The organism is Rufibacter sp. JT3400010 (genome assembly GCF_054956755.1).
This window is the reverse complement of the sequence record NZ_JBUDXA010000031.1, coordinates 43,047-56,157: the sequence shown is the minus strand read 5'-3', so window position 1 is coordinate 56,157 and position 13,111 is coordinate 43,047. Positions and strand designations below refer to the sequence as shown.

Below are 13,111 nucleotides of genomic sequence, written 5' to 3'. Positions count from 1 at the left end.
CGGCCGTCGTTTATACGAGGCCGTTGTAGGTAATTTTAAATATGAGAATCTTACTCTTTGCCTTAGGCTTGCTTTGCTTTTTAAGCTGTAAATCTGCCGTTGAAGTTTCCAATTCGTCAAAAACAGCTCCTTTCTCCGAGCCCTACGAAAATGGGAATTTGAAAAGAGTGGGTACAATAGATGTGAGCAATGAGAACTATAGAGATTCTAAATTGAGGACAGGCAACTGGAATGAATATTTTGAGAACGGACAGCTAAAAGAGACTGGCAACTACGCATTAGACACTTACACGACTTGCTGCACCGCTGGTCCCTGTCCAATGTACTACAGTTATAAGATTGGTGAATGGACATACTTTCACGACAACGGCCAGTTAAAAGCAAAAGGAACCTACAGGATTGGCAAAAAGAACATAAAAACCTCTTGTGAGCGTGGCGACAAAATCCATTTCGGCTACCTTACAGATAAATGGAAGTTCTATGACAAGGACGGCAAAGAAATCAAACCAACAGGGGCGCAGATAAAAGAGATTGAAGCAACAAGCTATTTAGATGAGTTCGCTTTGAGAAAATAAAAACTACCTACAACACTGGTAGCTGTTGCACAACTCCTGCTTGAAGGAGAGCGTCTTTTTTGCTTCCGTCTATTTCCCGAATTATTTCCGTTAAAAGTGCCCAAGAAAGGCAGCTGCAAAAGTTCTGGGCAGTGCCATCGCCGCTGAGTGACTTGTTTTTGGCGTAAAACGCAGCAGTTTCCTCAAGTTATAGGCCGTAGCAGCTAAAAGCATTCCTTTCAGGGCCAGTCTAATGCCTCTGGTATTGATCTTCCTCATGCCCATGAAGTTGATGAGTGTGCCCAGCACGGGTTCCACCGTCGCCTGCCTGAGCCCTTTCATCTTTCGCCCATAGCAGCTTTTCAGGCGGGCAATCACCCGTTCGTACTCATCGCGGTAGTAGGTGATCTCCACCTTCTTCTCATGCCCCTTGCCAATGCAGTTTTCTTTGTAAGGGCAAGCCTTACAGTCCCTGCGGGTAGTAAAGTAAATTTTCTTTCTGATGTTGTTTTTCGGTTCTACTTTCACTTTTCTGAACGTGGCTTTCTTTTCCCAGGGGCAGAGCCAGCAGTCCTCTTCTTTGTTATAGGTAAAGCCTTCCGGCCCTCCCTTGTAGGTGCCGTGCGGGGGAATAAATGCCGTAATATGCTGCTCTTCCAACAAGGCATAGTTCTCCCCCGAAGAGTAGCCGGCATCCGCCAATAAGCTGCTGCAGCTCAGGTTTACCTGTCTCAGCCGACGGGTGAGGCCATTGAGCAACTTCGGTAGGCACTGGTTATCTTTCCTGTCGGCCAGGTCCGCCTGCACATGGGTGATGGTGTGGTGGGCGGTATCCACCGAGAGTTGCGCCAGATAGCAGAGTTTGCGGGCCTTGCCGGGCTTCACGGCGATGCGCGCGTCCGGGTCCACCGGTGAGTAATGGGTCTTGTTGCTGGTGTATTTGCTGCCTTTGTTGTGGGCTCCCGGCCGCAGGTCCTGCTTCAGGCTCCAGTTGCGGTTACGGGCCTTGATCTGCTGCAGCTCATCGTGGCTGGCGGATATAGCCTGCTGGTCCGCCGTGGCCTTGTTTTCTTTTGCCTTGCGGTCGGCGCGGCTGATGGCCCTGACCCGCCCCAAATGGGCGTCCAGATCCCGTTGGGGCACTTTGAGTTCCAGAGAGTCCATAGAAGCGTTGGCCTTGATCAGGGCCGAGTCCACCACCTGGGTATGCCCGGCCACCATGCCCTCCTCCACGCACAGGGAGAGCACGCGGGTGAAGACTTCCTCAAAGAGAGACTCAGGCAATAGCTGGCGGGTGCGCGAGACGGTGGAGTGCCAGGGCAAGGGCTCGTCAAGTTGGTAATCCAGAAAATAGAGAAGGTCCAGCCTGAGACCGCAGTGCTCGACGAGCTTGCGGTCGGAGATGATGTTCTCCAAGTAGCCCACCAGGCAGAGCTTAAAGAACACCACCGGGTCAATGGACTGATGGCCGCAGGTGCCATAGTGATGGGTCGTCAGCCCGTAGAGGAACGAGAGGTCGAGCCTGTCCTTGAGCCGCCGGTAGAAGTTCCGCTCCGGCACGTGCGCCGACAGGGAGAAGCGCAGCTCCTTCTCGTCGGCAAAGTGCTTCCTGCCCTGCATCGCGTCAAGGATTTGGTACTACCTCCTTTTACGGCTATATTCAACCAGTTGTGCAACATGCACATTGTGTAAAAATCATGCGTCGGCCTACGGCCTCGCCGTCGTTTATACTAACCGTTGTATGGCATGGGAGTTAAAAGGAAAAACCAGATGACAGCTAAAGAAGTAAATGAAATAATACTAAGCTATTCACTATTGATAACCTTATTTACTTCAATAAGCTGGTACGGCATTCACTACTTGGTACAGGATTGGGAAAAGAAGAAAGCATTTTTCATCATCAATGGTCTAATACTTCTTCTTTATGCTATCTACTTTATCAACGGCAGAATCTATCATTCCGAATATGGAGGTGCTTTAATTTGGGAGTTTTATTTGGCTCTCATATTCCTAGTGCATAATGTAGTACTTCTCATAGTTGCAACAGTTATCAGGACTAAGCTAAGGAAGAAAGGAAATTTTGCCCGATTTTAAACAGCAGAATTAGCAAAAGAGGAATTGACCCAAAACTCGTGCAAACCTACGGACGGACTAAACTGCGTTTTCGACCTGATTTTCGTAAATCAGTTTAAAAACAGAAGAACAAAAACAGAAAAAATCAACGCCCGTGGCAAGCGCAGAAGAACAACGCCATACAACAAAAGTGGCTGTTGCACAACCTTGTTTATATACTAAGGTCTATATATTTGAGGTGATGATTTCGGCGAAACAAGCCAATAATGAGCAATTTTCAAGATCAAATTGAGAGAAATATTGATTTTAGGGGCCTATATATCCTCATAAAGTCACTTCCGTATCTAACTCCTGAGTTGTGCAACAGCCACAAAACCTAAACGCCAGCCTCGGCCGACGGCCTCCGCCGCCGTTTAGCCGAGACGTTAGGCTTATTTGACCACTCTAGTATCACCATGCCCACAGGAAGATTGAACGGACGCAGTTCTTTGATTCTGGAGTTAAGCTTTTGTTAATATTATATGATTATTAGCTAAAATAAGCTTATACAAACATAGTAACAGTCGGTACTTTTAAAAAGAATTATCAAACAAGGCACTCCTTCATGGAATAAGCTGATTTATAGCAGCTTATATCTTTGTTTGTTTTCGGTTGTAAGTGGAAACTTCAACTGGTGTACACTAGGAAAGCACTGTTTCTTAAGGGGAGTGGGTAGAGCAGGAAAGACTTCTTGTACAAGGCCCGTTACATTCATCTCTTCCTACCCAAGTAGATAATTAAGCTTAATTGTGTTTTAGATATGAAAATGAATAAAGTATTCTTGCGTGCCGTCCTGTTTGTCTTAGTTCTGGCCCGGGGAGTGAACATCACTCAGGCTCAGAATGGGGATCAGATACTGGATGGAATTGGGGAAACGGGGATGATTGCCCGCTATGTGTTCAACGGAGACCTCAAGGACTGGTCCCGGAATACGCTGCACGCCAAATTCCAAGGCTCCCAACTAACCTTTGTCAATGACAATAGGTTTGGGAAGGTTTTATCACTTTCCGGTGATAACAATGCTTTTGTCACCCTCCCGGGAGACGCGTTAACTGATTTGGAATCGATCAGTATCTCTGGATGGATCAATGTGCGCTCCAAGCAGCCCGGCCAACGTTTCTTTGACTTCGGGAAGGACGCTACCCGGCATTTCTATGCGGCCCCCGTTGGGACAAAAGACCAGGAAGGCTTTCAGGCATTGATCACCGCGCAAAAAAGCAGTAAGAAAGGAGCTGTTTCCCCCGCTATGGAAGCAAACAAGTGGGTGCATCTTGCCATAGTGGTAGACATTCCTTCCAGGTCTCTGATTACCTATGCCGATGGCAAGCAAGTGGGCGAATTTAAGGACATACCGCGGGAACTGACGGAGGTATTCGGTCGGCAACCACAGCTTTACATAGGAAAATCTCTCTTGCCGGGAGAACCCAACCTGAATGCCTTGGTACATGATTTCCGTATTTACCGGGTTGCCTTGAGCGGCAGACAGGTGGCCACCATCTATAACAATGCCCGCAGAGGCCAGGGCCTCAATGAAGGCTTAGTAAATACCACGGGTAAGAAAGTGGAGGATGACCTGCCCAGTTTCTCCCCCACTGAGGCGCAACTCTACAACAAGTATTTGGTGCAGGTAGCTGATGTGGAGGTAGAGACAGAAGTAGGGAATCTGCCCCGGCTACCGAGCCACGTTCAGGGAACCTACAAGAATGAAATGCAAGGCAAGGGCCCCAAGGTACGGGTGGTCTGGCCAGCCCCCATTGACAATAGTCCTGTTCTTCAGCCCGGCCGCTATACGATTACAGGACGTGTTGCCGGAACAGCTTTTCAACCCAAGGCAGTTGTCACAGTAAAAGCGTCTGCAAAATCAAACAAGCCAGAGTTAAAGCTGGCAGCCTTTGATCTGGGGAAGGTAACCCTGAAAACCGATGCACAGGGCCAGCAAACCCAATTCACTGAGAACCGTGATAAGTTTATCAACACCTTAGCCAAAACGGATCCCAACTCCTTCCTCTATATGTTCCGCCATGCCTTCGGCCAGAAACAACCCGAAGGAGCAAAGCCCTTGGGTGTCTGGGATAGCCAGGAAACCAAGTTAAGGGGGCACGCTACCGGCCATTACCTCACGGCCATTGCACAGGCCTATGCCGGCACGGGGTATGACAAGGCGCTTCAGGCCAATTTCTCCAAAAAGATGGAGGATATGGTGAATACCCTTCACGAGTTATCCCTTCTATCTGGCCAGCCGAAGCAATCTGGTGGCAAGCACGTGCCAGATCCTTCAGCCGTACCCCACGGTCCCGGGAAGTCAGCGTATGACTCAGACCTCAGCGATGAGGGCATCCGGACCGACTATTGGAACTGGGGCGTAGGGTACATCAGCGCCTATCCGCCAGACCAATTCATCATGCTGGAAAACGGGGCCAAATACGGCGGGCAGAAAAACCAGGTCTGGGCACCGTATTATACCCTGCATAAAATCTTGGCCGGTCTGATGGATGTATACGAGGTCAGCGGCAATAAAAAGGCCCTTGCCACTGCCTCGGGCATGGGAGATTGGGTATATGCCCGTCTGAGCAAGGTACCCACCGATACGCTTATCAAGATGTGGAACACGTACATAGCCGGGGAGTTTGGGGGCATGAACGAGGCCATGGCCCGTATGTACCGGCTTACCGGGAAACCCAATCACCTCAAAACGGCGCAGTTATTTGATAACATCAGGGTGTTCTTCGGCGATACCGCCCATTCGCATGGCTTGGCGAAGAACGTAGATCTTTTCAGAGGGCTGCATGCCAACCAGCATATACCACAGGTGGTAGGAAGTATTGAGACGTACCGTGCCACCAACAATCCGGAGTACTACAACATAGCCGATAACTTCTGGTACAAGATGGTCAATGACTATATGTACAGCATTGGCGGAGTAGCCGGTGCGCGTAACCCCAACAACGCGGAATGTTTCGTGGCACAGCCCGGAACTTTGTATGAGAATGGCTTCGCGGCGGGAGGACAGAACGAAACCTGCGCCACCTACAATATGCTTAAACTCACCAGCGACCTGTTTCTCTTTGATCAGCGGGGCGAGTACATGGACTATTACGAGCGTGCCTTGTACAACCATATCCTGGCTTCCGTAGCCGAGGACAGCCCTGCCAATACGTACCACGTTCCGCTCAGGCCAGGGTCTACAAAGCAATTCGGCAATCCCAACATGACCGGTTTTACTTGCTGCAACGGAACCGCCATAGAGAGCAGCACCAAACTGCAGAACTCCATCTACTTTAAGAGCAAAGACAACCAGGCGCTTTATGTCAACCTATTCGTTCCCTCCACCCTGGATTGGACCGAGCGAAAAGTTAAAGTGGAGCAAACCACTAATTTTCCAAAGGAAGACCAGACCCGCCTGACTATTAAGGGCAATGGGAAGTTTGATGTCAATGTGCGGGTACCGGGCTGGGCTACCAAAGGGTTCCTTTTGAAGATCAACGGCAAAGAGCAAAAGCTTGACGCGAAGCCAGGCAGTTACGTAACACTAAGCCGGAAATGGAAAGACGGGGATGTGATTGACTTGAAGATGCCTTTCCAGTTTCACCTGGACCCCGTGATGGATCAGCAGAATATAGCCAGTCTGTTTTACGGACCTATCTTGCTGGCCGCCCAGGAGCCCGAGGCAAGGAAAGAATGGCGCAAGGTAACCCTAGACGCGGAAGACCTGGGCAAGTCCATCAAAGGTGATCCCAAGCAGTTGCAGTTCACGATTGATGGAGTTATGTATAAACCCTTCTATGAATCGTACGGCCGTCATTCTGTTTACCTGGATGTTGAGCTGAAATAGGCCATAAACGTCAATGCGAATGGGGTTGTCACTTCGTGCTAAGCGACGTACCCCTTCGTATTTTCAACTTCCTGTTTCATGGAACCTGGGATAGCTTATCTCTTTCAAGCTAATCAGCACACCTGGACTTAGGAACAGCAGATAGGTCTTGCCATTGCCGCTCCTTAACGGTTTTCAAGCTACGCATCCATTTGTTCTTCTACCGCAGACTTAGTACCGACACCTCCCTACTAACCTTCAACTCTACCCTTCATGACGTTGTTTACGCATAAGACAATGATTGCTTTTAAAAGGCTGTTGATCCAATCAATTCCTGGATGGCTGTTACTACTTGTTCCGTTGCAACCTTTTGCACAGTCATGGAAGGACCTTGCCCAACGGCCATCAACCCTGGATTTAGCACAGGGTACTGTTTCCTTTCAAACGCCTTCTTTTCAGGTTGCGCTGGTGAAGTCCTCCCAAACGGTATCAGCCTTGCACCCCAAGGCAGAACCCGCTTTTGATTTTACCCCAGGTGATAGATTGAACGTGCGCAGCAGCAACGGCATGTACCAACTGGGTGATCTGAATGTACGGCTCCGCCAGGGGCAGTCGGGCCAATGGAAATCTTTCTCCACCGCTTCGCAACGAAAGCCTGTTCAGGCACTAGCTGCGAATGGCGCGGTTCTGGCGGCCGCTGATTTGGCCAATACCCTGCCAACTGACATACCCCTCCAGGTAAAACGGTTCTGGCAGTCAGAGAAGGGACAGTTGGTGCTCCGTTTTGAACTCACCAACCGGACAACTGAACCCGTAGAAATTGGGGCGCTGGGCATTCCTATGATCTTCAACAACATTCTGGAAGGGAAAAACTTAGTGCAGGCGCATGCGCAGAACGTTCTCTATGATCCTTACATTGGGCAAGATGCTGGTTATTTACAGGTAACCCGTCTGCACGGAAAGGACTCCACCCTGTTGGTGCTTCCGTACGGGCAAACTCCTTTTGAGGCGTATAATCCTTTGAATGATGATCCTACCCCCAGAGGGATAGCCTTTGAAGGCTTTTATGAGTGGATGGTGCACAGCAAGGCGTATGCCGAAAATGAATGGGAAAAAGCAGAACCCTGGAATAAACCAACCTCTGCCATTCTGCAACCGGGCGAAACCAAAAGCTACGGAGTTCGCTTTGTGCTGGCTGGCACCCCAGAGACTATTGAGAAGAAACTGGTGCAAAACAACCACCCCGTAGCCGTTGGCATACCGGGGTACGTATTGCCGCAGGATGTGAACGGCAAGCTGTTTATCAACCATAAGAGCAAAGTCCAGAGCATCAAGACGGAACCAGAAGGTGCTTTGGTCATCAGTCCTGCGCCCTCTACTAAAAACGGCTGGAGGGCCTATGCCATCAAAGGTAAGAAATGGGGAAGAGCCAGGCTTACCATCCAGTACGAAGACGGCCTGGTACAAACCGTACACTACAAGGTGATCAAACCCGAGAAGGAAACCGTAGCTGATTTTGGAAACTTCTTAACCACCAAACAATGGTTTGAAAAAGAAGGCGACCGCTTTGGCCGAAGCCCTTCGGTGATCAGCTACGACAATGAGAAAAAGCAGCAGGTGCTGGAGGATAACCGTGTCTGGATAGCTGGTCTTAGTGATGAAGCAGGCGCCGGCAGTTGGTTGGGAGCCATTATGAAGCAATCTGTACTGCCCAAAAAGGCAGAAGTAGACAAACTCCAGCGCTTTGTAAATGAAACTCTGTGGGGCCGCATACAGGTAGCAGAAGGCCCTAATAAATTTGGGGTACGCAAAAGCCTGTTCTATTATGCGCCTGATTCCATGCCCGCGGGCACCTACAATATTCCTCCAAACCTTAAGGTATGGTCCCTATGGCCCAAGAAGGAAGCGTATTCATTGGGGCGTTCCTATAACTATCCTCATGTGGCAGCGGCTCATTGGGTACTGTACCGTTTGGCCCGAAACCACAAAGGGTTGGTCACTGCTCAAAACTGGAACTGGTACCTAAGCAACGCCTATGAAACGGCCATGGCGATGGTTAACTTTGCACCACATTATGCTGAGTTCGGGCAAATGGAAGGAACCATCTTTTACATGATTCTGAAGGATTTAAAGGCCGAGGGGATGCGTGAGATGGCCGGTAAATTGGAAGCAGAAATGAAGAAGCGGGCCATTCACTGGGCTTCGCTTCCCTATCCTTTCGGGAGCGAAATGCCCTGGGACTCCACTGGGCAGGAAGAGGTGTACATTTGGTCGCTCTTTTTTGGTTACGAGGACAAAGCCGATGTTACCCTCAACGCTATTCTTGCCTACATGCCTACCGTGCCCCACTGGGCTTACAACGGCAACGCCAGACGTTACTGGGACTTTTTATATGCGGGTGGTTTGCCCCGGGTAGAGCGGATGATTCACCATTATGGTTCTGGCCTGAATGCTATTCCTGTGCTGACCGAATACCGCAGGCAACCTGACAACTTCTATCTGCTGCGGGTTGGCTACGGTGGCGTTTTGGGAACGCTCTCCAACATCACGGAAGAGGGTTTTGCCCCTGCGGCCTTCCACAGTAATCCAGCCACCCTGCACAACGACAGTTACTCCGGAGATTACGGCCCAGGCTTCTTTGGTTATGCGGTAAACTCCGCTACTTATTTAACGCAACATCCTGACTTTGGGTGGGTGGCTTTTGGCGGCAATGAAAGCGTGAAGAACCAATGGGTAGAAGTGCAACCTACCACCGCTGGCAGGTCAGCGGCATTTATTGCACCTGCCGGTTTGTGGGTTGATTTACAGGCTGGAAAGATGAAAAAGATAGCGTATCATCCAACTACGGGCCAGGTAAACATAACGCTTGATGCAGCAGATCAATTTACCCCGAAGGCGTTTCTGACCATTGAGCAGCCAAGCCGCGCAAAAGAGGGAACGGCCTATAGTGTAAGAACAAAAGCAGCTAAGCTAAGAGGTGGCTATGAGATCGCCCTTTCCAATAAAGAGACAGAAGTGATTTTTGACCGTCCTAAAAAATAAAGATCTATTCAAAAGGTGAACTGAGCTGACAGCCGAATGCATACTACTGGCTCGCAAAAGCTGAATGATTAATTGGGCAGATAGCTGTCGCACAACCCAAGGCAAATGGCGAGTAGCAACAACGCTTGTTTCAAAACGGCACCAAAGGCTTGAAAGAGGCAGGCACAGGGGAAGGAAAAGGAAATAGAGACCAATTGTCTGGTCGGCTTACTGTAGGTAATTACCAAGGAACTGATGTTTCTAGCCTTCAAGGTATCTACTGTTGAAGGTTAATTCGAACCCTTTGTAAAAGGTGGTTTGGGTTCTTTATTCCAAGTTCATTAAAAATGGCATAATGTTCTCGTTGGTGATCAATAAGAAAGTTTCGCCACCCATCACATGATCTTCTGGAGTAAAGTTGGAAAATGAACCAGATGTAATTACTTCACCTTCCTTTGCTCCAGCGTTTTCCTTGTTTTTTGATTCTGCTTCTGATTTCTTTCTTTTTAAAACCAAAGCAACCACCTCGGCAGAGTTAGCCAACCGTCTACCTATGGCAATGCAATCATTGAAAAGATTCTGTTCTTCTGGTTTCAATACCCCGCCCTTTCTGCCTGTCAGATCTTTGTGGTATTGACACAAATCAAAGATCAGTTTAGCCACCAAAAAGTCAGTTTCTACCTTCCAGAACTCCCGCATCCGGTTAGCCTTTGAACCAGTGCCTTTCCTATACTTCTCATGGTTGAAATCCAGTCCCACACTCCTAAGCACAAATGCCTGTAAAGAAGCATCTGTGAAGTTCAGGAGAAAACCTTGCTTCATTCTGAGAAGCTTCTCCAGTTTCTGCTTTTCCTGTGAGGTTAGATTTGCCATATTTTATAGATGTTGGGGGAATCTATTAAATGTAAGTACTCTTCGTTTTGAGCCAGTTTTACAAATAGAGGCGCTAAACGCTCCTTCTTCTCACTTTTTTGCTTTGAGCCGGTAAACCGAAATGGAATATGGCTTCACGCCCACCTCAAAGGAAGAAGAAACATTTAGAAGGCTAGTGGTCTGAGGCACATACTTTTTAGGAGCATTAAAAGAATTCTCCGCCTGGTAATTCTCTGCGGATAAGGTCACCACCTCTCCTACCGGAGAAAGGCCAATTGCCCCTTTCAGGTTGAGGCTGGTCTGGAAAGTCTCGGGGGAGCCATTGACCACTTTCACAATGATGTCACCGGTTTTCTCGTCTACCCCAGAGATACTGTAGAACATATCTGGGATGGTATAGCTCATGAGGAATTTATCATTCAGGTAGCAGTCCACTTTATTGAGGCCCACTTCCAGCCGGATGTCATACCACTTGCCGGTCTCAATTTTCTCGGGCAGTTTGGTGGAGGAAGACAGGTTGGCTACTTCTGTGCCTTCGGTGACCTGTTCAAAGACGCCATACTGGTTCCAATAAGAGCCAATGTGCGCCCGCACCTGCGTTTTGCCATCATCTTTCACCGCAAACGGAATGATGAACGCATTGTACCCGCTCAGTTTACGGCCCTTCAGTTTAAGCGTGTAGGTGTCATAGGATTTATCTTTCAGCATAGCGAAAAGCTGGGCTCCTTCGGCGGTTTGGCCCATAGCACCTTCTTTCACACCCCAGGTGCCCCGCACCTTCTCCCACTCATCTTCGGCTTTCTCAAAGTTGCTGCTGTAGACTATTTTCCCCTTTTGAATCACCTGGATGTCTTTGTACTCCGTCTGCGTATCCCAGGTACTGAGGCCGATACCTCCGGCAAAAGCAGGTTTGGTCACCTTGGCGGGCTGCACCTGAACCGTGGTCGCCAGGTTTTGGTTAGCGCGGTTTTGGTTCATCATCTGGATGGCGTAGTAAGAGATCCGCGCGAAACTTTGCGAGTTGTTGAAGTTGATCAGGTTGACCGGCCAGTCCACATCATTGGTATTGACCAGCAGCGGAGCGTAACTGGACATAGTGACCAGGTCACCGTTACGCTCCATGGCCAGAATGTACACCGCATCGTTAAGCGCCGCTAGCATGTTCCCGCTGCCTACGCCGGCATTGGTGGCGTACTCGCCCACGTACAGGTCCCAGTCGCCTCGTTTGTAGCTGTCAAAGTGATCGTAGTTGTTCATGGCCCAATACGCCGATTTGTAGGCATGTTCATCAGCAATATCCACCTTCTTCATCTCATCCAGGGTATGCCGGTTTACATCACCGATGCCCATGCTGGCAATCACTTTCAGGTCTGGGTATTTGACTTTGATGGCGTCGTAGAAAAGGTTAAACCGGTTGGCGTACCAAGGGCCGTGCTGCTCGTTGCCTACCTCCACGTACTTCAGCGGAAATGGTGCCGGGTGCCCGTTGGCGGCCCGTACTTTCCCCCACTTGGAGTCAGCGGGCCCCACGGCGTATTCAATGGCGTCCAGCACATCGGCAATCACCTCGGGCAATTGGGCATCTGGCAGGAAGGTCCCGCTCCTGAACTCGCAAGCCACGCCGGCATTGAAGACGTACATGGCATCGGCGCCGGTATCTTCGCAGAATTGCAGGAACTCATGGTACCCCAGGCCGTCGCTAGACCAATAGCCCCACGGGCTGAAAGTGCCCGGTCTTTTCTCCACCGGTCCGATGCTCTCTTTCCAGTTGGGAGCACTTTCCACGGTAATTCCTTCCACAAAACAGCCTCCCGGCCACCGGATGAAAGATGGCTTGAGGTCGGCCAGGTACTGCGCCAGATCAGGCCGCAAGCCATTCTCCCGGTTCTTGAAAGTTTCAGCGGGGAAAAGCGAAACGAAGTCCAGAAACAGCGTCCCGGCACTGCCAAAAGAGATGACGAATTTGGCCTTGGGGTCCGAGGCTTTGGCTACCAAGTCACCGCTCAACTTTTGCCAGTTTCCGGCTCTAAAGGAGTTTTCAAATACGTGGCTGGCTAGCACTTTTCCATCTTCGCTCTGCAGCGTTACCGTCAGCGGCCCTTTGTATTTCTTCTCCGCGCGGGCGTAGAAATTGAGCTTGTAGGTTTTACCCTGGTCTACCTTTATGCCCCAGAACCCTTCGTTGACCAGACAGGCTTTACCTGATTTGTCAAGCTCAGCAACGGTTACCTTCAGCGAGTTGGGTGAGGCATCGTTCAAGGGTTTTTCCTGCGTTAGGGCAAGCGTCATATTAGCTCCACCACTGGTTTGCACAGACCAGGCCGGCCAATCAGACTTTAACGTCCAGGGCATTTTCCAGTCGCTGGCTTGTCCGTTGGGCAGGTTGTAGTGCGGCGCCGGGTTAGGGACCAGAAACCCGTTTTGCAAAGTGGTTCCCTTGGGAATTCTAACTTCCTCAAACCCCCGGTTCTGGATCAGCTCGCCGTATAACCCTCCCTCGCCACCATGGCTTATTTCCTCAAAGAAGATCCCATGCAGGGTTGGTGAGACTTTGTTCCCCGGCTTCTGGGCATCCACGGTGATGGTGGCCTGCCTTTGCCCAAAACAGACAGAAAATGTAATGCCCCACAGCAGCAGCGCTCCTACCTTAGCCTTCATGGGAAAACAACTTGTCAGATTTCATTACTTTATGCGTTTTGCGTTCTCGGTCTGTTTTTGAGAAAACTGCTTTAAACCTGGC

At 49.8% G+C, this 13,111-nt stretch carries 7 protein-coding genes; 4 read left to right on the top strand and 3 right to left on the bottom strand.

Going from position 1 to position 13,111, the window contains the following annotated elements; genetic code table 11:
- The first annotated feature begins 41 nt into the window (after nucleotides 1-41).
- Complete coding sequence (locus ACY0JR_RS20025) at nucleotides 42-575, top strand: toxin-antitoxin system YwqK family antitoxin (protein WP_462635945.1); 534 nt, start codon at nucleotides 42-44, stop codon at nucleotides 573-575.
- Between the two features lie 90 nt (nucleotides 576-665).
- Here ACY0JR_RS20025 and ACY0JR_RS20020 read toward each other — a convergent pair whose 3' ends face one another.
- Nucleotides 666-2,174, bottom strand: a complete 1,509-nt coding sequence (locus ACY0JR_RS20020) for an IS1182 family transposase (protein WP_462635944.1) — start codon at nucleotides 2,172-2,174, stop codon at nucleotides 666-668.
- 150 nt (nucleotides 2,175-2,324) lie between these two features.
- Here ACY0JR_RS20020 and ACY0JR_RS20015 point away from each other — a divergent pair, with 150 nt between their 5' ends.
- The 3 genes from ACY0JR_RS20015 to ACY0JR_RS20005 all read left to right on the top strand — a co-directional run bounded on the left by ACY0JR_RS20015 (nucleotide 2,325) and on the right by ACY0JR_RS20005 (nucleotide 9,519).
- Nucleotides 2,325-2,648 carry a hypothetical protein gene (locus ACY0JR_RS20015; RefSeq protein WP_462635943.1) on the top strand — a complete coding sequence of 108 codons (324 nt, stop codon included), beginning with the start codon at nucleotides 2,325-2,327 and terminating at the stop codon, nucleotides 2,646-2,648.
- A gap of 784 nt (nucleotides 2,649-3,432) precedes the next feature.
- Nucleotides 3,433-6,498 (top strand): beta-L-arabinofuranosidase domain-containing protein, encoded by a 3,066-nt coding sequence (locus ACY0JR_RS20010; protein ID WP_462635942.1) that lies wholly within the window; start codon nucleotides 3,433-3,435, stop codon nucleotides 6,496-6,498.
- A gap of 447 nt (nucleotides 6,499-6,945) precedes the next feature.
- Entirely contained in the window at nucleotides 6,946-9,519 is a 2,574-nt protein-coding gene (locus tag ACY0JR_RS20005; protein ID WP_462635941.1) for a DUF5695 domain-containing protein, read from the top strand.
- 306 nt (nucleotides 9,520-9,825) lie between these two features.
- Here the strand turns inward: ACY0JR_RS20005 and ACY0JR_RS20000 are convergent, their stop codons facing one another.
- A complete protein-coding gene (locus ACY0JR_RS20000; protein ID WP_462635940.1) occupies nucleotides 9,826-10,320 on the bottom strand; it encodes a hypothetical protein in 495 nt (164 codons plus the stop codon).
- A 141-nt stretch (nucleotides 10,321-10,461) separates the two neighbouring features.
- On the bottom strand, nucleotides 10,462-13,029 hold the full coding sequence (locus ACY0JR_RS19995; RefSeq protein ID WP_462635939.1) for an alpha-L-arabinofuranosidase C-terminal domain-containing protein: 2,568 nt from the start codon (nucleotides 13,027-13,029) through the stop codon (nucleotides 10,462-10,464).
- Nucleotides 13,030-13,111 lie beyond the last annotated feature (82 nt).